Consider the following 24,804-nt stretch of genomic DNA (forward strand, 5'->3'; position numbering starts at 1 on the left):
TGCATTCTGTCAGGGGTTGGCTGCCAGATAGGCGATGACATTGGCCCGGTCTTCCGGCTTGGGCAGGCCGGCAAAGGCCATCTTGGTGCCCGGGATCGCTTTCTTCGGGTTCTCCAAGAAGGCGAAGATGGCCTCGGGCGTCCAGGGCTCGGCCGATTTGGCTGCCATGGCTTCGGAATAGGCGAAGCCCGGCACGGCGCCATGGTTGCGGCCGACGACACCGTTCAGATGCGGGCCGACGCCGTTCGACCCGTCCAGCTTGTGGCAGGACCCGCATTTCTTGAAGACGGCCTCACCGGCAGCCGCATCGCCCGCAGCCAGCAGCGCCGCGACATCGACCGTCTCGCCTTCGCCCTCGGCAGGCGCGGCCTCTTCCCCGGTGTCGATGGTGTAGGCCTGGGTCAGCTCACCCTCGGCATGTTCGCCGCCGTGACCCTTGCCGCCAACGGTGTAAAGCCCGTCACCCGCCCAGTTGACCAGCATCAGGACCAGAAGCGAGCCGCAGACCGCGCCCACCGCCTTGGTCATCGTCATCGTGTCGAACATGGGTGTCACCTATTCCGGGGTCTCGTTCGGGGGGTATCTATCCGCTTCCCCCATCCGGTTTCAAGGTGTAGACGCGCGACCAAACGCCCCGTGGGGCCACATTTCGACAGGGGGTCGGTCTCAGATGGTCGGTCGCATCGCGTTTCAGGGTGAACTCGGCGCCTATTCGCATCAGGCCTGCCAGCAATCCCGCCCGGATTTCGAACCCGTCCCCAGCACCACCTTCGAAGAGGTCGTGGACAAGGTTGCCCGTGGCGAGGTCGATCTCGGCATGCTGGCAGTCGAGAATTCGACCTATGGCCGGGTCGCCGATGTCCATTCCCTTCTGCCGCGCTCGGGCCTGCACATCATCGACGAAGCCTTCGTCCGCGTGCATGTGAACCTTCTTGGCGTGCCGGGTGCAAGGCTCGAGGAGGTGCAGGAAGCCCATGGCCATGTGGTCATCCTGCCGCAATGCGCGGGCTTCCTGAAAAAGCACGGCATCCGGGGCAAGGTCAGCTCCGACAACGCCCGCGCCGCCCGCGAAGTGGCCGAGGCCGGGGACAAGACCAGGGCCGCACTGGCCAGCGAGCTTGCCGCCTCGATCTACGGGCTTGATGTGCTGGCCCGGCATATCGAGGATCAGGCCAACAACACCACGCGCTTTCTGGTGATGTCGCGCACCCCCGATCTGACCCGGCGCGGCACGGGCAGGATGATTACCACCTTCACCTTCCGCGTCCGCAACATCCCGGCTGCGCTTTACAAGGCATTGGGCGGCTTTGCGACCAACGGCGTCAACATGACCAAGCTGGAAAGCTACATGGTCGGCGGCACCTTCACCGCGACCGAGTTCTACGCCGACATCGAGGGCCACCCCGACGACCCCAACGTCGCACTGGCGCTGGAGGAGCTGCGCTATTTCACCTCGGAACACCGGATCCTTGGCGTCTACCCCGCCGACCGCGAGCGTGGCTGACCCTCAGACCTGCCGGTCGTAACGGTCCTTGATCCGCGCGCCCAGCCGGACCAGTCCCTTCTCGAACCGGGCCTGCACCCGGCCCTTGGCCAGCCGCATCGTGTTGATGAACAGCCGCGCGGCCAGTGTCTTCGGCTTGACCTCCAGATCCACCCGCAACCGGCTGCGGCGCGGCGACAGGACCATCACCTCCAGCCAGGTCGTCCCCTCGATCGTCGGGCTGTCCAGACCCAGCACAAGCCGCTGATCCGGCGTCAGGTCCCCGATCCGCACCTGAACCTTGCGCGGTTTGCCGCGGAAATGGCCCCGAATCCGCCATTCCGCCCCCACGCCCATGGCCGGAGTTCCCGCCGGACGTTCGACTTCCACTCCGTTGCGGATCGCCTCGCGTTCCCAGGCGGGATGGTCGATCAGGGTTGCGAAGACTGCGGCCGCTGGCACTTCCAGATCGGTCTTGGCCGTCAGTTTCATCTGCGCTCCACTGGAAATGCCCCGGTCCGGTCATCCGCATATCAGGAAGATCGGGTCAATCAAGCCGATCCGCAAGCCAGTTGCGCAGAATGAAGTTCGCAATCGCGCCCTTGCGGCTGGGCCGGATTGCCGGATGCCGCCCGGCAAAGACCTGCACAAGCTCTTCCCGGCTGACCCACAACGCCGCGTCCAGCTCTTCGGGATCGACGCGGATCTCGCTTGTGGTGGCTTCGGTCCGCGTGCCGATCATCAGCGAGGCGGGGAACGGCCAGGGCTGGCTGGCCAGATAACCAACCGGCCCGCACAGCACGCCCGTTTCCTCCTGCACCTCGCGGCGCACGGCCGCCTCGATGGTTTCTCCCGGCTCGACAAAGCCTGCCAGCAGGGAAAACATCCCTTCGGGCCAGCCGGGACTGCGGCCCAAAAGCACCGAATTGCCCCGTGTCACCAGCATGATGACCACCGGGTCGGTCCGCGGGAAATGCTGCGCGCCACAGGCCGGGCAGAGCCTTTGCCAGCCGGCCTGCGCCATGTCCGACCTTGCACCGCAGGTCGAACAGAACCCGTGGCTCTTGTGCCACTGGACCAGGGCCTTTGCCGTGACCACCAGTTCGGCCTCGCGCGCGCTCAGCCCGGTCATCAGGCCGCGCAGTTCGGCAAAGCCCGCGTCAGGGTCCATCGCCGGGTGGCGCTGCACCGTCTGGTCGAAGAAACCCGCCTCGGGCGCCTCCGCCCCGGCCTCGGGGGACCAGTCCGACAGATCGACGGCAAAGCAGGGCGTTCCCGCATCCATACCCAGAAAGATCGGCGGCCCGGCCAGCGCCAGCACCGGGTGGCCGGCAGGAACCCAGGCCAGACGGTCACCACGGACCAGAGGCTTGCCGCGCCAGATCGGCACCACCCTGCCCCGGCGCAGCGCATCTTCCAATGCCACCGCATCCCGCCGCAGGGCCGCATGTCTGTCCAGACCGGACCCTCCGAATGTCACCGTTTCCGCAATGCGCATCTGACCTGGTTTCCCCGGCTGTCCGATCCTTTCGCGACAGCCTGGCTTCCATCTCTCCGGCCGCAAGGGAAAGCAAGCGGCGATCGCTCAACCTCCGCGCGAATAACGACAATTTGCCACAACATTGACACAACCAATACGGTAGATGGATCGCGCAAGGCGTGTGTTGATGGCAGGGTGTGGCTTCCGAGTGACCGGGTTGCAGCAAAGAAACTGGAAGGTTCATGTTCCAAGTTCCCTTCGTATCGGTCGCTCCGTCTTCTGGCAGGCTCTCGCCAGAGATTGACCAGAAGTCACCGGAAACGCCGCCGGATGCCGGACTGCTGCGACACCTCGCTCCGCGCGCCTCGCTGCGGCTGATCGCAACCAGCGACCTTCACGCCAGCCTGATGCCCTACGACTATTGCGCCAACCGGCCGAACTCCGGCATGGGCCTGAGTGCGGTGTCGCAGCAGATCGCCGAGGCACGGGGCGAAGCGCAGAACTGCCTTCTGTTCGACAACGGCGACTTCCTGCAAGGCAGCCCGATCGCCGACTTTGCCGCCAGTGCACGGCGCCGCCGGGCGCATCCGGTCATCACGGCCTTCAACACCCTGGGCTATGATGCCGTCACCCTTGGCAATCACGAATTCGACTACGGCCTTCGCTTTCTGGCGCAGGTGCTGAAAGGCGCGCGGTTTCCGGTGGTGTCCGCCAATGTCGCCACCCGGCTTGGCAAGAGCCCCGCGCGCGACGATACGCTGGTGCCGCCCTTTGCGATCCTGCGCCGTCAGATCATCGACCGTTCGGGCAAGGCACATCTGATCCGCGTGGGCGTGATCGGCTTTGCCCCGCCCCAGATCGCGGAATGGGACCGCGACACCCCCGGCGGAGGGGTCCTCACCCGCGACATCCTCGCCTCGGCCCGCGCCTGGCTGCCTCGTCTGCGCGCCCGGGGCGCCGACATCATCGTTGCCCTGGCCCACAGCGGAATCGGCGCGGTGGACCCGGAGTACGGGACGGAAAATGCCGCCACCGCCCTTGCCGCCCTGCCCGAGATCGACGCCGTTGTCGCAGGCCACAGCCACCAGGTTTTCCCGGGGCCCGACATTCCGGCCTCGGCCGCCATCGACCCCGTGGCAGGACGGCTGGCTGGCAAACCGGCGGTGATGCCGGGCCATTCGGCCAGCCACCTCGGGATCATCGACCTTGAACTGGAACGCTGCACCTCGGGCTCGCGCCGCTGGCGCGTTGTCGGCGGCTCGACCCGCGTTGGCCTGCGCAGCGCGGCACCGGCCCCCGCGACGCCCGCGCTGCATCAGGCGCTCGCCCCTGACCACCGTGCCGTTCTGGCCTGGTCCCGACGGCATCTGGGGGAAACCAGGGTTCCGCTGCATACGCATTTCGCAACCGTCGCCCCGTCCGCGGCGCTGGATCTGATCGCCGAGGCGAAGGTCGATCACGTCCGCCGGGCCCTGTCCGAAACGATCTGGCATCAGGTCCCGCTTCTGTCGTCCGCCACCCCGTTCCGCAGCGGCGGGCGCGGCGGTCCGCTGAACTACACCGACATCGAGGCCGGGCCCCTGCGGATGCGCAACCTGTCGGACCTCTACCCCTTCCCCAACACGATCGTCACCCTTCTGCTCAGCGGAGCACAGATCGCCAGCTGGCTCGAACGTGCCGCAACCGTCTTCAACCGGATCGAGCCCGGCGACAGCCATGTCCCGCTGTTCGACGCGACGGTCCCCGGCTTTGTCTTCGAGACCATTCCCCAGCTCAGCTATGCGATCGACCTCAGCCAGCCCGCCCGGTTCGACGCCCAGGGTCGGCTGGTCAACCCCCAGGCACGGCGGATCGTCGGCCTGTCCCACGACGGCCGGCCGGTCCGGGACGAAGATCGCTTCCTGCTGGTGACCAACACGCACCGGGCGGGGCGGGCGCGTCTGCAGGACCCGGGGGCCGACCTGAAGGTCGTGTTCACTGACGGGGCCAGGGTGCAATCGGTGATCGCCGCCTACCTGCAGCGGCAGGGGTCGATCGCAGGCGACGTCCGGCGCAACTGGCACTTCCTGCCGATGCCCGGCACCAGCGCGACCATCGCCACCGGCGAACGGTCGGCCGCCCATCTTGGCGACATCGCCTCCTTCCGTCCCATGGCACTGGGGCAGGGCTGCGACGGCTTTGCCCACTACCGGCTGCACCTCTGATCGGCTATGGCTCCGCCATCTGCGCGCCCCGGAGGCCCCTTCCCGTGACGATGACCTACGACGCCATTCTCTTCGACCTCGACGGCACGCTGATCGACACCGAAAGCATCGCCCTGACCACTGGCATGGCCGCCTTCGCCGCACACGGCCATGCGGTCGATCACGCCTTCATGCATGCGCTGGTCGGCAAGGACGAACCGACCGCCGCCCGCATCATCCGCGCGGCCCTGCCCGGCATCGACCTTGCCGCAGTGAACCGGCACTGGCGCAGGGGCTTCGAGGAGGGGGTGAATGCGGGGCTCGACCTGAAACCCGGCGCGCGCGACCTCTTGCCTGCGCTGGCCGCACCTCTGGCCATCGTCACCTCGACCGGCCGCGAAGGCGCGCACCGCAAGCTCGGCATTGCCGGCATCGCCGACGCCTTCACCCATGTCGTCACGCTGGACGACGTCCGCGCGCCGAAACCCGACCCCGAACCCTACCTCCTCGCCGCGACCCTGTTCGGCGTGTCCCCGTCCCGCTGCCTGGTGTTCGAGGACAGCGAAACCGGGGCCGAGGCCGCCCACCGTGCCGGCTGCATCGTGGTTCAGGTGCCCGACATCGTCCCGAGCGAAGGCCGCTGGGCGCACCACCTTGCCCCCGACCTTCTGACCGGGGCGCGCATGGCCGGGCTCCTCTGACCTCAGCCCGCGCGGGCAAAGGCACCGGAGCGCAGCTTCTTCCCCAGGTCTTTGGTCCACAGCGCCACGCCACCGATGAAATCGTCGGTCGTCGCCAGCGCCAGTTCCGGCATGTCCTCTTCCAGGAACAGCCGCGAGCCGATGTACCGCTTTTTCGGGTTCGCGTCATGCCATGCAATCGCCCCGCCCGGCGCCAGGATCGCGCGCGCAAGGTCGGTATCCTGCCGAACCCCGTCGCGCGAATGATCGCCGTCGATGAACACCAGGTCCATCCGGCCATGATCGCGCACAAAGGCCTCGGGGTCGATCTTGTGGGAATCGCCGATCAGCTGGGTATAGCGATCCCGGTTCCCGGCACTGACCAGGGCGCCGACGTCCTCGACGCTCAACTCGTCATTGTTGAACTTCCGCCCCGGCTGGTCGTTGACGAAGGCGATGGAGATCACCTGCACATCGGGCAACAGCTGCAGGATCATCTCGGACGAAGCCCCGCGTTAGGTGCCGATCTCGAACACCCGCTTGGGCCTGTACTGCAGCACCGCCGCCGCCAGCGAGTCGACATCGATCCGGTGCATCATCCCTTGCGAGATTTCCAGCGTCCGCTCCAGCACTTGCCGCACCACGTCGCGCTTGGCGGGATCGACATTCAACAGCGAAACCCAGTCGGCGTGGCGTTGCAGCAAGGCGCATCTCTCCGTCCAGATCGGGACAGGGTCTATCCAGCTTTCCCCGGTCTCACAACAGCGTCAGGCCTTGCGCGAATGCAATTCGCATAGGCACGCGATCGGCTCGCCGTGGTTCCGCTCAATCTGGGCATCCGGGGCAAGACTGTCCATCGCGCGGGCAAGGTCGATGTCCAGCTGCGTCAGCCCCTTGGCCGAATGCGTGGTCAGCGTCACGTCGACGACGTTGTAGCGGTTGGTCCAGTCCGGGTGGTGGTTCGCCTTCTCCGCAATCAGCGCCGCCCGGGACATGAAGCCCCAGGCCTCGACGAAATTCCCGAACTTCCACACCTTTCTTATCGCATCCTTGCCCGGAACGGCGGCCCAGCCGGTTTCGGCCAAAGGGGCCAGCTGCGTCTTGCGGTCGGTTTCAGGCAGGATGGGCGGCATGGTGGCCTCTTTCGGTCAGGGGGCAAACGGTTGCGGGCCCGGCGGCAAGCCGGGAAGCCAGAGCCTCAGCCTACTCCCGCCCCTCGCATTTGCGGAAGGGGCCATAGGCGGTCAGCACCTCGATCTCTTCCCCCACTGCGCGACGTTCCGACTGCAGATAACGGTCCACCGCCGCGCGGAAGCTGCGGTCGGCGATCCAGTGGATCGAATGGGTCTCGACCGGCAGATAGCCCCGCGCCAGCTTGTGCTCGCCCTGCGCGCCCGCCTCGACCCGGCTTAGCCCGTGGCGGATGGCCCAGTCGATGGCCTGATAGTAGCACAGTTCGAAATGCAGGCAGGGATGGTCCTCGACGCAGCCCCAATAGCGGCCATACAGCGTGTCGCGCCCGATGAAGTTCAGCGCCCCCGCCACCGGCCTTTCGCCGTTGAAGGCCAGGACCAGCAGGATGTCGTTCCGCATCGTCTGGTGAAATTCGGTAAAGGCCTTGCGGGTCAGGTAGGGCGTGCCCCATTTGCGACTGCCGGTGTCCTGGTAGAAGGTCCAGAACGCATCCCAATGCTGCGGCTCGATCTCGTCCCCGGTCAGCGCGCGGATCGTCAGCCCCCGCCCCTGCGCCGTCTCGCGCTCCTTGCGGATCATCTTGCGCTTGCGGCTGGAAAGGTCGGCCAGAAAGTCTTCAAAGCCGCCGTAGCCCCGGTTCTCCCAGTGGAACTGCTGCGTCACCCGGTGCAGCGTCCCCTCGACACCCGCCAGCGCCTCGGCCTCCTCGGCCGTGCAGAAGGTGGCGTGCAAGCTGGACAGCCGGTTCTGCGCGGTGATGCCGATGGCCGCCTGCCACAGCGTCTCGCGGTGCTCTGCCGCCCCCAGGAACCGCCGCCCGGTCGCCGGGGTGAACGGCACGGCAATTTGGAGCTTCGGATAATAGCGCCCCCCTGCCCGCTCCAGCGCGTCAGCCCAGCCGTGGTCGAAGATGTATTCGCCCTGACTGTGCGATTTCACATAAAGCGGCACCGCCGCGACCAGCCTGCCGCCCTCGCGCAAGACCAGAGGCCGCGCCTGCCAGCCGCTTCCCGCCCCGGTCGAGCCGGAGCGTTCCAGCGCCGACAGGAAGCGGTGCGTCGTGAAGGGATCGACCGGGCGCCCCAGGGCCTGCTCCGGCGCGGCGACGGAGTCCCAGTCGCCGGCGGGAATGTCGGACAGGCTTTCGTGCAGGGTCAGGTCGGCCATTCGCACCCTCCGGATCGGGGGAAAGGTGGCGGGCGATGCCGGAAGGTCAAGCCGGAATGGCCGCCAGATAGCCCTCGAATGTCACATTGTCGGCAATCTCCCTTGCCCGTGCCTCGTCGGCGGCAGAGCGGATCGTCCAGCACAGGATCTTCGCGCCCTGCGCCTTCAGGTCCGCCACCCGAGGACGGGCAAGATCGCGCGCCTCGTGGCTGATGAAGCTGGACCCGGTGGCGTCATAGTCGGGGATCTGGCGCAGCCGGTCGCAGACCTCCCCGGGCAGGGGCGCCCAGTCTTCGGGGTCGTAGGCCGAGGTGGTGATCCCGCGCGGCAGGTGCGGGGCAAGGCGGGCCATCCGGGCGACCGAATGGGGATTGAAGGACATCAGCGCGACGTCACCCCGGTATTCGGCCAGCGCCTCCGCTGTCGCGGCCTCCAGCCGGCCATCGGTCGGACCCATCACCAGCGTCTGGTCCTTGATCTCGATCAGCAGGGGCACGCGGCCAGCGATCAGGGTCAGGACCTCGGGCAGGGTCGGGATCCTGTCGGTCGATCCCCGCAAGGCGATGCGACCCAGCTCTGCCGCCGTGCGGGCGTTGACCGGGCCGGTCTCCTTTGTCAGGCGGTCGAGGTCTTCGTCGTGGAAGACAATCGCCACGCCGTCGCGGGACAGCTGGACGTCGATCTCGACGGCATAGCCTGCCTGCACCGCCGCGCGGATCGCCGCTGGGGAGTTCTCGATGACGCCCTTCGCCCGGTCATGCAGGGCGCGGTGGGCGATGGGCAGGCGCAGGAGGCTGTCGGGCAGCGGAACGCGGGTCATTTGAGCGCGAAGATCGCCTCGATCTCCACAGCCACGCCCAGCGGCAGCGAGGCGGCCGAGACGGCGGAGCGGGCGTGACGTCCCGCATCACCCAGCACGGCGACGAGGAAGTCGGACGCGCCGTTGATGACCTTGGGCTGGTCGATGAAATCGGGGGTGGAATTGACGAACCCCACCAGCTTCACCGCCCGGTCCAGCCGGTCCCAGTCGCCCTGAACCGCCTTCTTCAGCTGGGCGAGCAGCGAGATCGCGCAGCGCTTCGCGGCCTCGGCGCCCTGTTCGAAGGACAGGTCCTCGCCGAGCTTGCCCTTGATGAGACCGGCCTCGTTCTGGCTGATCTGGCCCGAGATGTGGACGAGGTTGCCGACCTGCACGAAGGGGACATAGTTCGCCGCCGGGGCGGGGGCGTCGGGGAGGGTGATGCCAAGCTCGGCCAGGCGGGTTTCGATCGGGTGCATGGGGTCCTCCGGGATGCTTTGGCGGCAGGGTATCGCGGGGGGCAGAGGCCGGCAAGGGCAGGGCTGACCGCGCGCGGCCAGTGTCACGGAACTTTCAAATTCAAGGAGTTGGCTGCGGGCATTTACGAACGGGTAACCCTTCGCGGCGGCGGGCGGCTTTCAGAATGAGCGCGTTCCGCGCAAGCCCTTGTCTCGCCTCTGGCCGTTCCGGCCAACCGGCTCGGGCGTCGGGGGCGCTTCGCCCCCGAACCCCCGGAGGATATCTGGGGACGGGAAAGGGCAGGAGAAGAAGCCCCCCACCCCGGTCCTTACGCCCAGGGGCGCAGCGTGGCGGCCTTTGCCTCGAAAGCGTCGATGGCCGCGGCCTTTTCCAGCGTCAGGCCGATGTCGTCGAGCCCGTTCAGCAGGCAATGCTTCTTGAACGGATCGACCTCGAAGGCGAAGGTCCTGCCGTCCGAGGCGGTGACGGTCTGGCTTTCAAGGTCCACCGTGATCCGCGCGTTGGCCCCTTTGCGGGCGTCGTCCATCAGGTAATCCACCGCATCCTGCGGCAGGACCACCGGCAGGATGCCGTTCTTGAAGCAGTTGTTGTAGAAGATGTCGGCGAAGCTGGTGGAAATCACGCAGCGAATGCCGAAGTCCAGAAGCGCCCAGGGCGCGTGTTCACGGCTTGAGCCGCAGCCGAAGTTGTCTCCCGCAACCAGGATCTGCGCGCTGCGATAAGCGGGCTGGTTCAGCACGAAATCGGGGATCTCCTGCCCGTCGGGGGTATAGCGCATCTCGTCGAACAGGTTCTTGCCAAGACCCGAACGCTGGATCGTCTTCAGGAACTGCTTGGGGATGATCATGTCGGTGTCGATGTTGACCAGCGGCATCGGGGCCGCAACGCCGGTGAGGGTGGTGAACTTGTCCATGGCTATCGTCCTTCTTCGCCCGCGAGGGGCACGGGTTGCGGGATCGGTCCCTTCGGGTCCAGAACCCATTCGTAGATTTCGCCGATCTGGCGGGCCTTGCGGTCCCAGGTGAAATGCGTCTCGACCCGGGCCAGGGCGGCGGCGGCGAGGGCGGGGATCGTTTCGGGCGCGGCGACAAGGCGGGCAAGCGCCGTGCGGAAGCCTGCGATGACCGCGGCGCGGCTGCCCATCGGGACCTTGATGCCGGTGCCTTCGGTGACAAGCTCGCCCGGTCCGGCATAGTCGGCGATCACCGGGACCACGCCCAGCGCCATCGCCTCGAGCACCACGCCGCCGCCGAATTCGCGGACGGACGGGAAGGTGAGGAGTTGCGACTGCGAGAGGAGGGCCTGCACATCCTTGTGCTCTATCCAGCCGTGCAGGGTGACGGCCCGGGTCAGGCCCTTCGCGGCGATCATGTCTTTCAGGACCGGCATGAGCGGGCCGTCGCCGAGGATTTCGAGCAGCATGGTGCCGTCGCGCAGGAAGGGCTCGGCGGCCTCGATCAGCATGTCGGGGCCCTTGTAGGGCACCAGACGGCCGACGAAGGCGCAGCGGAGCGGCAGCGTGCCGGGCTGGGCGGCGCGCAGGGAAAAGCGGGCGGGGTCGATCCCGTTTTCCGGGATGAGGGTTAGGCGGTCGCGGGCCTGCGCAAACTCGGACGCGGTGTGGCGCGAGCCCGCGATGATGGCCGCCGTGGCGCGGATCATGCGGCTACGGGCGGGCGACAGGCGGTAGGCGCCCCGGACGTAGGACAGCCATTCCCGCTCGCGGCGGCGTTCGGCGTCGAAGCCTTTGGGCCAGGGCACGCCGCCGTTGAGGGGGCCCATCACGAAGGGCACGCCCGCCCTGGCGCAACGGGCGGCGATCAGGCTGTTCGCGGTGGGGGTCAGCGGCGTGACGCGGTGGACGATGTCATATTCCCTCGCCATGATGCGGGGGCCGAACTGTTGCCAGAGCTTCCGCTCGAAATAGGGGTAGGCGAGTTTTGACGACAGGGCCGTGACCATGGTCCAGCCCTTGCCCTTGCCCATGCGCAGGACCTCGGCCAGTTTCCAGATCGGGCGGGCGACGGCCTCGCTGTCGATCGCGGTGAAATCCTGGCCCTCGATCAGGCCGGCGCGGAGGAAGGCCTCGCGGTTGCGGATCTGCGTGACGATATGCACGTCGTGATGCGCGCGCAGCGCCGTGGCGATGGACCAGCCGACCAGCGGGACCGAGACCCATTCGGGGTTCGCGGCCTCGGCAATGACCAGCACCCGCCGCCGGGGGGCGACGGGTTGGTCATCCCTGGTGGGCTGGTCGGGCATCGGTCAGACCGTCTCGCCCATCAGTTCCCGCACGTCGGTGAGATGCCCGGTGATCGCCGCCGCTGCCGCCATGGCGGGGGACATCAGGTGGGTCCGGCCGCCGCGGCCCTGGCGGCCCTCGAAGTTGCGGTTCGAGGTCGCCGCGCAGCGTTCGCCGGGCTGAAGCTGGTCGGGGTTCATCGCAAGGCACATCGAGCAGCCCGCAAGCCGCCATTCGAAGCCCGCGTCGATGAAGATCTGGGCCAGACCCTCTTCCTCGGCCTGGGCGCGGACCAACCCCGAGCCGGGGACGACCATCGCGCGTTTCACCTTGATCTTGCGGCCCTTCAGGATTTCGGCCGCCGCCCGCAGGTCCTCGATCCGGCCGTTGGTGCAGGAGCCGATGAACACCGTGTCGATGGCGATATCGGTCAGCTTCATGCCCGGTTTCAGGCCCATGTAGTCCAGGCTGCGGCGCGCGGCCTCGACCTTGCCGCCGGTGAAGCTTTCCGGGTCGGGGACGGTGCCGGTGATCGGCAGCACGTCCTCGGGCGAGGTGCCCCAGGTCACGACGGGGGCGATGTCCTCGCCGCGGATCGTCACCACCTTGTCGAAATGTGCGCCTTCGTCGGTGTAAAGCGTCTTCCAGTAGGCCAGCGCGGCCTCCCATTTCGCACCCTTGGGCGCGTGGGGGCGGCCCTTGACGTATTCGAAGGTCTTTTCGTCCGGCGCGATCAGGCCCGCGCGGGCGCCGCCCTCGATCGCCATGTTGCAGACGGTCATGCGGCCTTCCATCGACAGCTCGCGGATCGCCTGGCCGCAGTATTCGATGACATAGCCGGTGCCGCCCGCCGTGCCGGTGGCGCCGATGACCGAAAGCGTGATGTCCTTGGCCGTGACGCCGGGGCGGAGGCTCCCGGTGATCTCGACCTTCATGTTCTTCGACTTCTTCTGGATCAGCGTCTGCGTGGCCAGCACATGTTCCACCTCGGACGTGCCGATCCCGTGGGCCAGCGCGCCGAAGGCCCCATGCGTCGCGGTATGGCTGTCGCCGCAGACCACGGTCATGCCCGGCAGGGTCCAGCCCTGTTCGGGGCCGACGATATGCACGATGCCCTGGCGGACGTCGGTCACAGGGTAGTAGTGGATGCCGAAATCGCGGGCGTTCCTGTCCAGCGCCGCCACCTGGATGCGGCTTTCCTCGGGCATCTGGTCGGGGTTCTCGCGGCCTTGCGTTGTCGGCACGTTGTGGTCCGGCACGGCGATGGTCTTTTCCGGTGCGCGCACCTTGCGGCCGGCCATGCGCAGTCCCTCGAAGGCCTGGGGGCTGGTCACTTCGTGGACGAGGTGGCGGTCGATGTAGAGGAGGCAGGTGCCGTCCTCGGCCTGATGGACGACGTGGTCGTCCCAGATCTTGTCATAGAGCGTACGCGGAGCGGTCATGGCTCTCACCTGTTCTTGGGATGGCTTCGGGATCGGCAAGGGGGCGCGCGGGCGCGGAAGGCAAGGCGTCAGGCGCGGGCGAGGATGGTGCGGGTCATGCCGAAGAAGCGGGCCGGAAGCCGCGCATGATCGGTAATGTTGAAATAGATGAACCCGGACATGGGGGCGATATACGCTCGAAATGCCGGTCAGGCAAGCTAGGTCCCCTGTGAAAGCAGGGGTTTCAAGATGCTGAAACGGATCATTCTGGCGCTGGGGGTGGCGATGGCGACGGGCGCAGGGGCCGAGACGACGCACAAGGGCTACGAGATGCCGCCCTATACGGTGGACTGGCAGGACGGCACGCGAGAGATTCGCAGCTATGGCCCCCACCTTCTGGCCGAGGTGAAGGTCTCGGGCAGCCGGTCGGGGGCGATCCAGAAGGGGTTCCGTGTGCTGGCGGGCTACATCTTCGGGGGCAATGCCTCGAGCGAGAAGATCGCGATGACCGTGCCCGTGGCCCAGACGCCGGAGCCCGGGGGCGAGACCTGGACCGTCAGCTTCATGATGCCCGCCCGCTACACGACCGACACCCTGCCCGCCCCGCGCAGCGAGGCGATCCGCTTCGTCAAGGCCGGGCCGTCGCGGCAGCTGGTGGAACGGTTCTCGGGCATCCCCGGCACCGACACCCTCGCCGACCGGGCCGAGGCGCTGCGGGCCTGGGCAAAGCGGCAGGGCCACGAAATCCTCGCCGGGCCGCATTACTATTTCTACGACGCGCCGATGACCCTGCCATGGAAACGGCGCAACGAGGTTGCGTTCACGATCCGCTGACCGGGGACCGCATCATCCGGTCGATGAAGGGTTCGGGGCTGTCCACCTCATTCAACTGGCCACGTTCGATCCACCAGAACCTTGTGCCCACAGCGCGGATCAGGCTGCGGTCGTGGGTGACAAGCAGGGTGGCGGCGGATTTCGCCGTCAACTCATCCTCCAAGGCCTCCTGGCCTTCGATATCCAGATGGTTGGTCGGCTCATCCAGCAGGAAGACGTTCGGCCGGGTCAGCCGAAGCACCAGTAGCTGCAACCGCGCCTTCTGCCCGCCCGACAGCGCGCGGATCGGGGCGGCCTGCAGCGGCAGGGCGATGCCCGCCCCCGCCAGTGCGCTGCGGGCAGGCTGATCGCCCAGGTCGAACCGGCGGGTAATCAGACCATGCGGCGTGGCATCGGGGGCAAGACTGGTCAAAGCCTGATCCGCGATCCCGGCCACCACGGTCGGGGCAGCACCCACGGGACCATCCCGCCCGGCAAGTGCATCCTCGACAAGCGCCATGAACCGCGACTTTCCGGCGCCGTTCGCGCCCATAAGCACAACGCGGTCTCCGGGTGCAATCCAAAGCTGCGGGCAACGGAAAAGGGCCCGGCCGCCCGGTGCCGTCACCGTGCAGGGCGCAATCGAGATCAGCGCGCGGGCACGGGCTTCGCTGGCGTCCAGCCGGATGTCCCCCGCGCTGCGCGGCTTGAAGGCAGGGGTCGCCGCGGCCTCGATCTTCGCGGCGCGGTCGGTCAGCTGCTTCGTCTTGGTGACCAGCAGATCGGACCCCGAATTGATGCCGATGTTCTTCAGCCTGGCCGCCTGCCTGCGCAACTGCCGGGCCGCGCGAAGGTCAAGGTCATGCTGACGGCTGGTCGCGGCGTCGGCCTTGTCCAGCGCGGCAAGGGCACGACTGTAGGGCAGCGCAAAAGTCTGCGACTGGCGATCGCGCAGGAACAGGGTCCGGGTGCAGATGTCATCCAGAAAGGCCCGGTCATGCGAGACCACCATCAGCGCCGTCGCACGCGGCAAGGCCGCAATCCAGCGTTGCAGAAGACCGATGCGGGACAGGTCAAGGTGGTTTGTCGGCTCGTCCAGAAGAAGAAGGTCAGGCTCTGCCACCCAGACCCGCGCCAGAAGGACAAGGCGCTGCCAGCCGCCCGACAGGTCCGCCATGCGCCGCTCACGCAGGTCCTGCGGGATCTCCAGATCGTCAAGGGCGATGTCCGCGCGCCAGTCCTCGCCCTCGGCCACGGCTTCGCGGACGGCCTCGCGGACCGTCAGGGGGGCAAGGTCGGTCGGCATGTCTTGCGTCAGGATGCCAGTGACCAACCCGCGCCTGCGGGTGATGTCGCCCGAGGTCAGCTCAACCCGGCCCGCCACGGCTTGCAGAAGCGTGGATTTCCCCCGCCCGTTCGGGGCGACGATGCCCAGCCGGTCGCCGGGGCGAAGGGTCAGGTCAAGCTGGGAAAACAGCGGTGCGCCAAGCGTGATGCCAGCGGCTTTGAGGGTGAGAAGGGACATTGGGCTCTCCGGTCCGTAAAAGGCAGACAAGCTGCCGTTCGGGCAGATCGGAGAAGCGATGTGGCCCCGATCAGCCCCGCACGTTCAGATGCGGGGCAGGGACAGGCCCGGTCGTATGGTGGTGGTTGGCGCGAAGGATCACGCGGAAGCTCCATATTCCTTCCGGCGAGTTTGCGGGCAAGCCGGGCAGAGGTCAAGCGCGCAGCCTGCCGCCCGGGGCCTGCGTTGTGCCCCTTTCGTCCGACCGGCTTGGGTGATAGCCAGCCAGAAGATGACGGCCAGCATTCCCGACCCCAGACCCGCCGATCCCCCCGCGACCGGGGCGGCAAGGCATGCCGTGACCCACAGGGCCGTGCAGAACACCCGCCTTGGCATCTGGCTGATGATCGCCACCACGCTGGTCTTTGCCGCGCAGGACGGCATCTCGCGGCATCTGGGATCGGCCTATCCCGTGACCATGGTGGTCATGGTCCGCTTCTGGTTCTTCGCGCTGTTCGTCATGGCGCTGGCCGCGCGATCCGAGGGCGGGCTGCGCGCCGCCGTCCGGTCGCATTTCCCCTGGGTGCAGTTGGCCCGAGGTCTGATCCTGGTCGCCGAGATTGCGGTGATGGTCCTGGCCTTCGTCAAGCTGGGCCTGATCGAGGCCCATGCGGTCTTTGCCTGTTATCCGCTGCTGGTCGCGGCGCTGTCGGGGCCGATCCTGGGCGAAAAGGTCGGCTGGCGGCGCTGGACGGCGATCCTGGTGGGTGCCGCGGGCGTGCTCATCATCCTGCAACCGGGCTTCGGCGTCTTTTCGCCCTGGTCGCTGGTGGCGCTGCTGGCGGCGGCCATGTTCGCCGTCTATGGCCTTCTGACCCGCTATGTCGCGCGGAAGGACAGCGCGAGCGTCAGCTTCTTCTGGACGGGGGTCGTGGCCGCCGTCGCCGTGACACCCTTCGGCCTGATGCACTGGACGTGGATGACGCCTGCCGACTGGGGCTGGATGGCGGTGCTGTGCTGCACGGCAGTGCTGGGGCACTGGCTGCTGATCAAGGCCTTCGCGGTGGCCGAGGCCTCGGCGATCCAGCCCTTCGCCTATCTGCAACTGGTCTGGGCCAGCGCGATCGGGCTGGTCCTGTTCGGCGAGTCGCTGCGCATCAACGTGGCCATCGGTGCCGGGATCGTTGTGGCGGCGGGGGTCTTCACCCTGTGGCGTCAGCGGCTGCGCGAGAAGGCGGCCCTGCGCGCGGCGTGACGGTTGCCGTGCCCCGGTTGCCCGCGTAAAAGCCTTGCAAGACAGAAGGAGACCTCCGATGCCCGCCCCGAAACCCGTCGTCCTGTGCATCCTTGACGGCTGGGGCATCGGCCCGAACCCCGAGACCAGCGCCCCCGCCCAGGCGCAGGTGCCGACCTTCAACCACCTCTGGGCCACCTGCCCCCATGCCACGCTGACCACCTTCGGCCCCGATGTCGGCCTGCCCACGGGGCAGATGGGCAACTCCGAGGTCGGCCATACCAACATCGGCGCGGGGCGCGTCGTGGCGATGGACCTGGGTGCGATTGATCTGGCTGTCGAGGACGGCAGTTTCGCCAGGAACCCGGCGATCCTGGACTTTGCCGCCAGGGTGAAGGTGGCCGGAGGCGTGGCGCATCTGATGGGCGTCATCTCGGACGGCGGGGTGCATGGCCATGTGAATCATGTCCTTGCCGCCTGCCGGGCGATTGTCGCGCTGGGGGTGCCGGTGGCGCTTCATGCCGTCACCGACGGGCGCGACGTGGCGCCGTCCTCGGCGCTGGGCTACATGGAGGCGCTGGTCAAGCGCCTTCCCTATGGCGCCAGCATCGCCACGGTCACGGGGCGCTACTGGGCGATGGACCGCGACAACCGCTGGGAGCGGGTGGCCCGCGCCTATGAGGCGATGGTGCATGCCAGGGGCGAACATGCCCCCGACCCGCTGTCCGCCGTGTCGAACAGCTATGGCAAGGGCGAGACGGACGAATTCCTCGCCCCCACCGTCATCGACGGCTACCACGGCGCGAAGGACGGCGACGGGCTCTTCTGCCTGAACTTCCGCGCCGACCGCGCGCGCGAGATCCTGTCGGCCATCGGCGATCCCGGTTTCACGGCCTTCGACACCGGCACCCGCCCGAAATGGTCGGCGCTGCTGGGGATGGTGGAATATTCCGACCAGCACAACGCCTTCATGGCCACGGCCTTCCCCAAGCGCATCCTTGTCAACACGCTGGGCGAATGGGTTTCGAACCACGGCCTGACCCAGTTCCGCCTGGCGGAAACCGAGAAATACCCCCACGTCACCTTCTTCCTGAACGGTGGCCGCGAACAGCCCTATCCCGGCGAGGACCGCGCCATGCCGCCCTCGCCCAAGGTCGCCACCTACGACCTGCAACCCGAGATGAGCGCCGATCAGGTCTCGGATCGGCTGGTGGAGGCGATCGACAAGGGCTACGACCTGATCGTGGTCAACTACGCCAACCCCGACATGGTGGGCCATACCGGCAGCCTTCCGGCAGCGATCAAGGCCTGCGAGGCGGTGGACCGCGGTCTTGGCCGGGCGTTGGCGGCCCTGCAAGCCAGGGGCGGGGCAATGATCGTCACGGCGGATCACGGCAACTGCGAGGTGATGGTCGATCCCGTCACCGGGGGCCCGCACACCGCGCATACGACGAACCCGGTTCCGGTGATCCTGGTCGGCGGCCCGCCGGGGGCAACGCTGCGCTCCGGGCGGCTCGCCGACCTTGCGCCCACGATTCTGCACCTGATGGGCCTGCCCCAGCCACCCGAGATGACCGGCCAGACCCTGATCGCATGATCCGCGCCGCCGCCCTTCTCTGCCTGCTGGCCGTGCCGCTTGCGGCCGAGACCGTGGCCGAACAGGCGGCGAAGGCTTCGGCCGACCTGCAAGAGGCGGTGGCCGCTCTGGACCGCGCGACCGAGGCGCGCGACCGCGTCGCGGCCCTGTCGCAGACCATCCGCGCCTACGAGGCCGGGCTTGGCGCGCTGCGCAGCGCCCTGCGGGAAGCCGCCCTGCGCGAGGCCACCCTGACCCGCGCCCTCGATGCCAAGCGCGACAGGATCGGGCGGCTTCTGGGCGTGCTGGCGACGATGGAGGCAAACCCCGGCCCGCTGCTTCTGCTGCACCCCGACGGGGCGCTTGGCACGGCACGGTCCGGCATGATCCTGGCCGATGTGACCCCCGCGCTTCAGGCCGAGGCGCAGGTGCTGAAGGGAGAACTTCAGGAACTCTCCGACCTCCGCGCGCTGCAACTGTCGGCGGGCGAGGTGCTGGAGCAGGGTCTGTCTGCCGCGCAGAAGGCGCGCACGGAACTGTCGCAGGCGATCTCGGACCGGACCGACCTGCCGCGCCGGTTCACCGAGGACCCGGAGGTGCTGAAGGGCCTGCTGGACAGCGCCGACACGCTGGACGCCTTTGCCGCGGGCCTGTCGCCCGACAGCTCGGCGGGCACCACCTTTGCCGCCGCGAAGGGCCACCTGCCGCTGCCGGTGCTTGGCACCGTCCTGCGCCGCCCGGGCGAGGCCGATACTGCGGGCGTCCGCCGTCCGGGCGTCACCCTTGCCACCCAGGCCCGTGCCCTCGTCACCGCGCCCTGGCCCGCGACGATCCGCTTTCGCGGGCCGCTTCTGGACTACGGAAATGTGATGATCTTGGAGCCGGGAGACGGCTATCTTCTGGTGCTTGCGGGGATGGAAACCCTGTATGGCGAGGTGGGAGAAGTCGTGGCCGCCGAGGCCCCCCTTGGCCTGATGGGTGGGCCCGCAACCGCCACGGCGGAATTTGTGGCGCTGGCCTCGGATGGCTCTGGTGGGCGTGACACGGAAACGCTTTATATGGAACTCAGACAGGGTGCAGAGCCCGTGGACCCGATGCCGTGGTTCGCCGGCCTTGCCCGAACAGGAGACTGACGAGCATGAAGAAGCATGTGATGGCCGCCCTTGCCGGAACCGTGGCCGGGGTCATTGCGACGACCCAGATCGCCGGTCCGCTGGTCGCACAGGAATCGGTGGCGGACTCCTCGCTTTATGAACAGCTCGACCTGTTCGGCGACATCTTCGAACGTGTCCGCAGCCAGTATGTCGAGGAAGTCCCGACCGAAAAGCTGGTGACGGCGGCGATCAACGGCATGCTCACCTCGCTTGATCCGCATTCCAGCTATCTGTCGGCCAAGGACTTCGAGGACATGCAGGTCCAGACCCGGGGCGAATTCGGCGGCCTGGGCATCGAGGTGACGCAGGAAGACGGCTTCATCAAGGTCATCTCGCCGATGGACGGCACCCCCGCCGACAAGGCCGGGATCCTGGCGGGCGACTACATCACCCATGTCAGCGGCGAGCCGGTGTCGGGACTGATGCTGGATGAGGCCGTCGAAAAGATGCGCGGGCCCGTCGGGTCGGAAATCATCATCACCGTGGTCCGGCAGGGCACGCCCGAACCGTTCGACGTCTCGATCATCCGCGACACGATCAAGCTGACCGCCGCGAAGGGCCGCGTCGTCGGCAAGACCGTGGTTCTGCGGATCACCACCTTCAACGACCAGACCACCAGCGGCATGACCGAGGCTCTCAAGAAGGGCCTGGAAGAACTGGGCGGGCTGGAGAACCTTGACGGCGTTGTCATCGACCTGCGCAACAACCCCGGCGGTCTTCTGAACGAGGCGATCAGCGTCTCGGACGCCTTCCTCGACAAGGGCGAGATCGTGTCCACCCGCGGCCGGGCCAAGGGCAGCGGCGAGCGCTACAATGCCAAGCCCGGCGACCTGATCGAAGGCAAGCCGATCGTCCTTCTCATCAACGGCGGCTCGGCCTCGGCCTCGGAAATCGTTGCGGGGGCGCTTCAGGACCACCGCCGCGCCATCGTCGTCGGCACCAAGAGCTTCGGCAAGGGTTCGGTCCAGACGCTGATCCCCCTGCGCGGCGACGGGGCGATGCGCCTGACCACCGCGCGCTACTACACGCCCTCGGGCCGGTCGATCCAGGCGCTGGGGATCTCTCCCGACATCGTGGTGCAGCAGCCCGTGCGTCCGCCCGTCGATCCGAACGCCCCGGTCGAAGAGAAAAGCGCCGCCTCCCGCGAACGCTCCGAGGCCGATCTGCGCGGCGCGATCACGAACGATTCGATGACGGAAGAGGAGAAGCGGCTGTATCAGGAAGAACTCGCCCGCGCCGAGGAATCGGCCAAGCTGCGGGATGAGGATTACCAGCTGGCCTATGCCGTCGACATCATCAAGGGTCTGGCCGCCATCGCCAAGGAAGAACCGTAAGGCGATGGTCGACGCCGAAAGCCTGCCCTACCGGCCCTGCGTGGGCGTCGTGATGATCGACGCCCGCGGTCTGGTCTTTGCAGGCCAGCGGATCGACAGCCCCCCCGGTGCCGCCCCGGCCTGGCAGATGCCGCAGGGGGGTATCGACGACGGCGAAAAGCCGCGCGAGGCCGCCTATCGCGAGCTGTGGGAGGAAACCGGCGTCACGCGCGACAAGGTGGAGTTCGTCGCCAAGACCCATGGCTGGGTGACCTATGACCTGCCGCCCGAGCTTCTGGGCAAGGTCTGGGGCGGCAAGTACCGGGGCCAGCGGCAGAAATGGTTCCTGTTCCGCTTCAAGGGCCAGGACAGCGACATAAGGATCTCCACCGAGCACCCGGAGTTTTCCGCCTGGCGCTGGATCACGGCCGACGAGCTGGTGGACTCCATCGTCCCCTTCAAGCGCGCGGTCTATGAGGAAGTCATCCGCAGCTTCCGCGCCTATCTGGCCTGACGCCTGCCCCTGCGGCTTCGGCCCCGGGTCGTTGCGGGGAAGGCCGAAGGCAGCCGACGCGCGATCCGTGACGGCCGGCCTACCGGATTGTCGCGGAGAATCCGCGCCGAAGGGAAATCCGCCCCGCCCCATGCCGCAGCGCAGAACCGTTGCCCGTCTGCGGCGTTCGCTTCGCGATTTCGGCCTTATCTGCGCAGGATCCCCTGCATCCGCTTGATATGGCCCCCCCGGTCGGGCTACGGACCCGCGCAACTGGCGGTCGTGTCGCCGCGCTGAAAGGTTGCCCACATGCAGTTGTCGAACCACGCCCCGATCCCCGAGCTTTACGTCTCTTACGACAGCGCCCAGAAACTGAAGGCCGAGGCCGGGAACCTGCCCTCCTGGGACCTGACCCCGCGCCAGATCTGCGACCTGGAGCTGCTGATGAACGGCGGGTTTCACCCGCTGAAGGGGTTCATGAGCGAGGCGGATTACGACAACGTGGTGCAGAACATGCGCCTTGCCGACGGCACGCTGTTCCCGATCCCGATCACGCTGGACGTGTCGGAAGCCTTTGCCGAAAAGGTCGGACCCGGCCAGGACATCGCCCTGCGGGATCAGGAGGGCGTGATCCTTGCCATCCTGTCGATCTCGGACAAATGGGTGCCGAACAAGGCGCTGGAGGCGGAGAAGGTCTTCGGCGCCGATGACCTTGCCCATCCGGCGGTCAACTACCTGCACAACCAGGCGGGCCCGGTCTACCTCGGCGGCCCGGTCATCGGCATCCAGCCGCCGGTGCATTACGACTTCAAGGCCCGCCGCGACACGCCGAACGAACTTCGCGCGCTGTTCCGCAAGCTCGGCTGGCGCAAGATCGTCGCCTTCCAGACCCGCAACCCTCTTCACCGCGCGCATCAGGAACTCACCTTCCGCGCCGCGCGCGAGGCCGAGGCGAACCTGCTGATCCACCCCGTCGTCGGCATGACCAAACCGGGCGACGTGGACCATTTCACCCGCGTGCGCTGCTATGAGGCGGTGCTGGACAAGTATCCGGCACAGACCACGGCGCTGTCGCTCCTCAACCTCGCCATGCGCATGGCCGGCCCGCGCGAGGCGGTCTGGCACGGCATCATCCGTCGCAACCACGGCTGCACCCACATGATCGTCGGCCGCGACCATGCCGGTCCGGGCAAGAACTCCCAAGGCAAGGATTTCTACGACCCCTACGCCGCGCAGGAACTGTTCCGTGCCCATCAGGCGGAAATCGGCATCGAGATGGTCGATTTCAAGCACATGGTCTATGTGCAGGAAAAGGCGCAGTACTACCCCGCGAACGAGATCCCGGAAGGCTCGACCGTCCTCGATATCTCCGGCACCGAACTCCGCCGGCGGTTGCGCGAGGGGCTGGAGATCCCGGAATGGTTCTCCTTCCCCGAGGTGGTGGCCGAACTGCGCAAGACCTCGCCTGCCCGGTCGAAACAGGGCTTCACCGTGTTCTTCACCGGCCTTTCCGGCAGCGGCAAGTCCACCATCGCCAACGCGCTGATGGTCAAGCTGATGGAGATGGGCGGGCGTCCCGTGACGCTGCTGGACGGCGACGTGGTGCGGAAACACCTGTCCTCGGAACTGGGGTTCAGTAAGGAACACCGCGACATCAACATCAAGCGCATCGGCTACGTGGCCAGCGAGATCACCAAGAACGGCGGCATCGCGATCTGCGCCCCCATCGCGCCCTATACCGCGACCCGCCGGGCGGTGCGCGAGATGATCGAGGCCTACGGCGCCTTCGTCGAGGTGCATGTGGCGACCCGGCTCGAGGAATGCGAACGCCGCGACCGCAAGGGGCTGTACAAGCTGGCGCGCGAAGGCAAGATCAAGGAATTCACCGGGATCTCCGACCCCTACGAGGCACCCGAAAACCCGGAACTCCGCGTGGACACCGAGAATGTCGATGTCGACCACTGCGCGCATCAGGTGCTGTTGAAGCTGGAGCAGATGGGCCTGATCCGGGCCTGAGACCCCGCCCCGGCCCTGCGCCGGGGTCTCCCTTCGGCACATGAGGTCCCACCGGATCGAGTCCGTGGCAGGCAGGGTCAAGCCCGGGTCGGGATCATTCCGCCTTCATCATCCGGCGCAGCAGGCCGTCTTTCAGCACATACTGGTGATACAGCGCCAGGCCCGCGTGACCCAGGACGACCAGCATCAGGACATTCGCGGCCAGGGCGTGGACTTCGCCCACCTCCAGCCCCAGGAAGAACACGCTTGCCCCGCCCAGCGGCACGGCGACCATCAACAGATAGATCAGGCGGTGCCCCCAGTCCGCCGCCTTGACCCCAAGGCTGCCCGGAGCGCCGGGGGCCGCCGGAGCCCCGCGCGACAGGCGCACCAGAATACGGATCACGACAAGGGCCAGGATCGAAAGGCCAAGCGCGACATGCGGCACAAAGCCCGCAACCCCGCCCTTCTCGACCACCTTCATCGCCTCCCCGGCACCCTCGCCCGTGAACCAGGCGACGACGATCAGAACGGCGATCAGCCAATGCAGGGCGATCTGCAGACGGGAATAACTCTGGGGTTCAGACATGGGGCCTCTCCGGTTTCTGGCGGCATCAACGCAGGGATCGGGAAAATCCGTCGATGCCAATCTGCGAGCACTTCATATTTTCGCCGCAGATTGTTGCCATTCCAACACCGGACAACGCTTGAGACCCGTCAATGCCTGATCTCCTTGCCCAAATCCTGCGCGACAGCTGGTCTGCCGGGCTTGACGTGTTCCGGGGCCTCGTGCCCACGGGCCTGTTCTTTCTGGCGCTGGGTGCCCTGGTCAAGCGCAGCGCAATCCTTTCCGACATGCGCCGCGCCGCGTCCGAGACCGGCCTGAACCTGCAAATCCTTGTCTTCAACCTGGTCGTCGTCGGTCCGCTGATCGTCGTCCTGTCGCAGGCGCTGGTCTGGCTGTTCCGCACGCAGGGCTGGGCGCTGATCGACCCGTCGGTCTGGGTCGGGCTCCCCGCGCTTCCCGTCATGTTGCTAGGCATCTTCATTGGCGATTTCACCGGCTACTGGCGGCACCGGCTGGAGCATACCCGCCTGCTCTGGCCCAGCCATGCGGTCCATCATTCGGATACGGAAATGACCTGGCTGACGCTGGAGCGGTTCCATCCGATCAACCGGATCACGAGCTTCGTGATCGACACGGCGGTTCTGCTGGTCCTTGGCCTGCCGACCGAGGCGGTGATCGCCAACAATCTGGTGCGCCACTACTACGGCTATCTGATCCATGCCGACCTGCCCTGGACCTACGGGCCGTTGGGATGGATCTTCGTCTCGCCCGCGATGCACCGCTGGCATCATGCCGCCGATCCGGCCGCCTTCGACACCAATTACGCGACGGTGTTTTCGATCTTCGACCGGGCTTTCGGGACCTTCCGTGTTCCGGGACCCTGCACGGCGCCCCTGGGGGTGACCGACCGCATGGCCCCGACGCTGGCGGGCCAGATCGGCTATGCCTTCAGCCCGCGCGCCTATCGGCGCCGCAAGGCCACAGCCCCGGGTCCGCGGTCGGGACAGCAAGTGGCTGGCGAATAG

At 67.2% G+C, this 24,804-nt stretch carries 24 protein-coding genes and 1 pseudogene; 11 read left to right on the forward strand and 14 right to left on the reverse strand.

Annotated features, from left to right (window positions below; translation table 11 throughout):
* Positions 1-9: 9 nt before the first annotated feature.
* On the reverse strand, positions 10-546 hold the full coding sequence (locus D5084_RS13990; protein WP_128516115.1) for a c-type cytochrome: 537 nt from the start codon (positions 544-546) through the stop codon (positions 10-12).
* 124 nt (positions 547-670) lie between these two features.
* Here D5084_RS13990 and D5084_RS13995 point away from each other — a divergent pair, with 124 nt between their 5' ends.
* On the forward strand, positions 671-1,504 hold the full coding sequence (locus D5084_RS13995) for a prephenate dehydratase (RefSeq protein WP_128516116.1): 834 nt from the start codon (positions 671-673) through the stop codon (positions 1,502-1,504).
* Between the two features lie 3 nt (positions 1,505-1,507).
* Here D5084_RS13995 and D5084_RS14000 read toward each other — a convergent pair whose 3' ends face one another.
* Both D5084_RS14000 and nudC read right to left on the reverse strand, forming a co-directional pair.
* Positions 1,508-1,975 (reverse strand): SRPBCC family protein, encoded by a 468-nt coding sequence (locus D5084_RS14000; RefSeq protein ID WP_128516117.1) that lies wholly within the window; start codon positions 1,973-1,975, stop codon positions 1,508-1,510.
* A gap of 55 nt (positions 1,976-2,030) precedes the next feature.
* Positions 2,031-2,981 carry an NAD(+) diphosphatase gene (gene nudC / locus D5084_RS14005; RefSeq protein ID WP_128516118.1) on the reverse strand — a complete coding sequence of 317 codons (951 nt, stop codon included), beginning with the start codon at positions 2,979-2,981 and terminating at the stop codon, positions 2,031-2,033.
* Between the two features lie 224 nt (positions 2,982-3,205).
* Here nudC and D5084_RS14010 point away from each other — a divergent pair, with 224 nt between their 5' ends.
* Positions 3,206-5,167, forward strand: a complete 1,962-nt coding sequence (locus tag D5084_RS14010; protein ID WP_128516119.1) for a bifunctional 2',3'-cyclic-nucleotide 2'-phosphodiesterase/3'-nucleotidase — start codon at positions 3,206-3,208, stop codon at positions 5,165-5,167.
* Positions 5,168-5,217: 50 nt separating this feature from the next.
* Positions 5,218-5,847: an HAD family hydrolase gene (locus D5084_RS14015; RefSeq protein WP_238382662.1), complete on the forward strand. Its 630-nt coding sequence runs from the start codon at positions 5,218-5,220 to the stop codon at positions 5,845-5,847.
* Between the two features lie 2 nt (positions 5,848-5,849).
* On the opposite strand, the pseudogene D5084_RS14020 reads toward D5084_RS14015, so the two are convergent.
* The 9 genes and pseudogenes from D5084_RS14020 to leuC form a co-directional block, all read right to left on the reverse strand.
* Positions 5,850-6,326: pseudogene (locus tag D5084_RS14020) on the reverse strand (class I SAM-dependent methyltransferase); the annotation flags it as partial.
* A gap of 15 nt (positions 6,327-6,341) precedes the next feature.
* A complete protein-coding gene (locus D5084_RS14025; protein ID WP_128516122.1) occupies positions 6,342-6,530 on the reverse strand; it encodes a hypothetical protein in 189 nt (62 codons plus the stop codon).
* A gap of 63 nt (positions 6,531-6,593) precedes the next feature.
* Positions 6,594-6,959 (reverse strand): 4a-hydroxytetrahydrobiopterin dehydratase, encoded by a 366-nt coding sequence (locus D5084_RS14030; RefSeq protein WP_128516123.1) that lies wholly within the window; start codon positions 6,957-6,959, stop codon positions 6,594-6,596.
* Positions 6,960-7,029: 70 nt separating this feature from the next.
* Entirely contained in the window at positions 7,030-8,187 is a 1,158-nt protein-coding gene (locus D5084_RS14035) for a GNAT family N-acetyltransferase (protein WP_128516124.1), read from the reverse strand.
* Positions 8,188-8,233: 46 nt separating this feature from the next.
* Positions 8,234-9,007, reverse strand: coding sequence for a glycerophosphodiester phosphodiesterase family protein (locus tag D5084_RS14040; RefSeq protein WP_128516125.1), 774 nt, complete (start codon positions 9,005-9,007; stop codon positions 8,234-8,236).
* Positions 9,004-9,465 carry a RidA family protein gene (locus tag D5084_RS14045; RefSeq protein ID WP_128516126.1) on the reverse strand — a complete coding sequence of 154 codons (462 nt, stop codon included), beginning with the start codon at positions 9,463-9,465 and terminating at the stop codon, positions 9,004-9,006. The genes D5084_RS14040 and D5084_RS14045 overlap by 4 nt, the downstream gene beginning before the upstream one ends.
* Before the next feature lie 308 nt (positions 9,466-9,773).
* Positions 9,774-10,379 carry a 3-isopropylmalate dehydratase small subunit gene (gene leuD / locus D5084_RS14050; RefSeq protein ID WP_128516127.1) on the reverse strand — a complete coding sequence of 202 codons (606 nt, stop codon included), beginning with the start codon at positions 10,377-10,379 and terminating at the stop codon, positions 9,774-9,776.
* 2 nt (positions 10,380-10,381) lie between these two features.
* The gene (locus tag D5084_RS14055; RefSeq protein ID WP_128516128.1) at positions 10,382-11,728 is read right to left on the reverse strand and encodes a glycosyltransferase family 4 protein; all 1,347 of its coding nucleotides are present in this window, start codon (positions 11,726-11,728) and stop codon (positions 10,382-10,384) included.
* Positions 11,729-11,731: 3 nt separating this feature from the next.
* Complete coding sequence (leuC, locus tag D5084_RS14060) at positions 11,732-13,150, reverse strand: 3-isopropylmalate dehydratase large subunit (protein ID WP_128516129.1); 1,419 nt, start codon at positions 13,148-13,150, stop codon at positions 11,732-11,734.
* Between the two features lie 228 nt (positions 13,151-13,378).
* Here leuC and D5084_RS14065 point away from each other — a divergent pair, with 228 nt between their 5' ends.
* A complete protein-coding gene (locus D5084_RS14065) occupies positions 13,379-13,963 on the forward strand; it encodes an SOUL family heme-binding protein (protein WP_128516130.1) in 585 nt (194 codons plus the stop codon).
* On the opposite strand, the gene D5084_RS14070 is transcribed toward D5084_RS14065, so the two are convergent.
* Positions 13,950-15,467: an ATP-binding cassette domain-containing protein gene (locus tag D5084_RS14070; RefSeq protein ID WP_128516131.1), complete on the reverse strand. Its 1,518-nt coding sequence runs from the start codon at positions 15,465-15,467 to the stop codon at positions 13,950-13,952. The two genes, D5084_RS14065 and D5084_RS14070, sit on opposite strands and share 14 nt — an antisense overlap.
* Positions 15,468-15,738: 271 nt before the next feature.
* Here D5084_RS14070 and D5084_RS14075 point away from each other — a divergent pair, with 271 nt between their 5' ends.
* The 6 genes from D5084_RS14075 to D5084_RS14100 all read left to right on the forward strand — a co-directional run bounded on the left by D5084_RS14075 (position 15,739) and on the right by D5084_RS14100 (position 23,232).
* Positions 15,739-16,701: a DMT family transporter gene (locus tag D5084_RS14075; protein ID WP_128516132.1), complete on the forward strand. Its 963-nt coding sequence runs from the start codon at positions 15,739-15,741 to the stop codon at positions 16,699-16,701.
* A gap of 58 nt (positions 16,702-16,759) precedes the next feature.
* A complete protein-coding gene (gene gpmI / locus D5084_RS14080; RefSeq protein ID WP_128516133.1) occupies positions 16,760-18,277 on the forward strand; it encodes a 2,3-bisphosphoglycerate-independent phosphoglycerate mutase in 1,518 nt (505 codons plus the stop codon).
* Positions 18,274-19,389, forward strand: coding sequence for a murein hydrolase activator EnvC family protein (locus tag D5084_RS14085; protein WP_128516134.1), 1,116 nt, complete (start codon positions 18,274-18,276; stop codon positions 19,387-19,389). Before gpmI ends, D5084_RS14085 begins: the two co-directional genes overlap by 4 nt.
* Positions 19,390-19,394: 5 nt before the next feature.
* Entirely contained in the window at positions 19,395-20,744 is a 1,350-nt protein-coding gene (locus D5084_RS14090) for a S41 family peptidase (protein WP_128516135.1), read from the forward strand.
* A 4-nt stretch (positions 20,745-20,748) separates the two neighbouring features.
* On the forward strand, positions 20,749-21,237 hold the full coding sequence (locus D5084_RS14095; RefSeq protein ID WP_128516136.1) for an RNA pyrophosphohydrolase: 489 nt from the start codon (positions 20,749-20,751) through the stop codon (positions 21,235-21,237).
* A 288-nt stretch (positions 21,238-21,525) separates the two neighbouring features.
* On the forward strand, positions 21,526-23,232 hold the full coding sequence (locus D5084_RS14100) for a bifunctional sulfate adenylyltransferase/adenylylsulfate kinase (RefSeq protein ID WP_128516137.1): 1,707 nt from the start codon (positions 21,526-21,528) through the stop codon (positions 23,230-23,232).
* A 94-nt stretch (positions 23,233-23,326) separates the two neighbouring features.
* Here D5084_RS14100 and D5084_RS14105 read toward each other — a convergent pair whose 3' ends face one another.
* Positions 23,327-23,800 carry a cytochrome b gene (locus D5084_RS14105; protein WP_128516138.1) on the reverse strand — a complete coding sequence of 158 codons (474 nt, stop codon included), beginning with the start codon at positions 23,798-23,800 and terminating at the stop codon, positions 23,327-23,329.
* Between the two features lie 131 nt (positions 23,801-23,931).
* Here D5084_RS14105 and D5084_RS14110 point away from each other — a divergent pair, with 131 nt between their 5' ends.
* Positions 23,932-24,804, forward strand: a complete 873-nt coding sequence (locus tag D5084_RS14110) for a sterol desaturase family protein (protein ID WP_202910070.1) — start codon at positions 23,932-23,934, stop codon at positions 24,802-24,804.

It is taken from the genome of Tabrizicola thermarum (assembly GCF_003574395.1).
GTDB lineage: Bacteria > Pseudomonadota > Alphaproteobacteria > Rhodobacterales > Rhodobacteraceae > Tabrizicola > Tabrizicola thermarum.